Origin of the sequence: Loktanella sp. S4079 (assembly GCF_000967725.1) — a bacterium.
Taxonomy (GTDB): Bacteria; Pseudomonadota; Alphaproteobacteria; order Rhodobacterales; family Rhodobacteraceae; genus Yoonia.
In genome coordinates this window covers 1-1,051 of sequence record NZ_JXYE01000023.1, presented here as the reverse complement: position 1 = coordinate 1,051, position 1,051 = coordinate 1, and the positions used below count along the sequence as shown (strand labels likewise).

Sequence of the window (1,051 nt, the reverse complement as noted above, 5' to 3'; positions counted from 1 at the left end):
GTCTTCGAGCTTGAGCTTGTGGGTAATCATGGGGTCGATTTCGATTTTGCCGTCCATGTACCAATCCACGATTTTGGGAACATCGGTGCGGCCGCGGGCGCCGCCGAATGCGGTGCCGCGCCAGCTGCGGCCGGTGACCAATTGGAACGGACGGGTGGAAATCTCGGCCCCGGCGGGCGCCACGCCGATGATGATGCTTTCGCCCCAGCCCTTGTGCGCGGCCTCGAGCGCGGTGCGCATCACGTTCACATTACCCGTCGCGTCAAAGGTGTAATCCGCGCCGCCGCCGGTCAGCTCGACCAGATGCGCCACCAGATCACCATCGACCTTGGATGGATTCACAAAATCGGTCATGCCGAACTGCTTGCCCATATCGGCCTTGCTGTCGTTCAGATCGACGCCAACGATTTGGTCCGCGCCCGCCAGACGCAGCCCTTGGATCACGTTCAGACCAATGCCGCCCAGCCCAAAGACAATCGCGCGGCTGCCGATCTCGGCTTTGGCGGTGTTGATCACCGCGCCGATGCCCGTTGTGACACCGCAACCGATGTAGCAGATCTTGTCGAACGGGGCGTCTTTGCGGACCTTGGCCAGCGCGATTTCGGGCACAACCGTGTGGTTCGCAAAGGTCGAACAGCCCATGTAATGATGGATCGGCGTGCCATCGAGCATCGAAAACCGGGTCGATCCGTCAGGCAAAAGCCCCGCACCTTGGGTGCTGCGAATTTTCTGACAGAGGTTGGTTTTCGGGTTCAGGCAATATTCGCATTCGCGACATTCAGGCGTGTAAAGCGGGATCACATGGTCGCCCACCTCAAGGGTCGTTACGCCCTCGCCCACCTCGATCACAACGCCCGCGCCTTCGTGGCCCAAAATCGCCGGAAAAATCCCCTCAGGGTCGTCACCAGAACGGGTAAATTCATCCGTGTGACAAAGACCCGTCGCCTTAACCTCGATCAAAACCTCGCCAGCACGAGGCCCCTCAAGATTCACCTCCATCACTTCAAGTGGCTGACCAGCAGCTACAGCAACAGCAGCGCGTGTTCGCATT

The 1,051-nt window shown here is 59.8% G+C and carries 1 protein-coding gene; it reads right to left on the bottom strand.

Features of this window, described 5'->3' with window-relative positions; all coding sequences use genetic code 11:
* Positions 1-1,050, bottom strand: a 1,050-nt coding sequence (locus TW80_RS17400; RefSeq protein ID WP_045998748.1) for an S-(hydroxymethyl)glutathione dehydrogenase/class III alcohol dehydrogenase, incomplete at its 3' end; no start/stop codon positions are given.
* Between the last annotated feature and the right edge of the window lies 1 nt (position 1,051).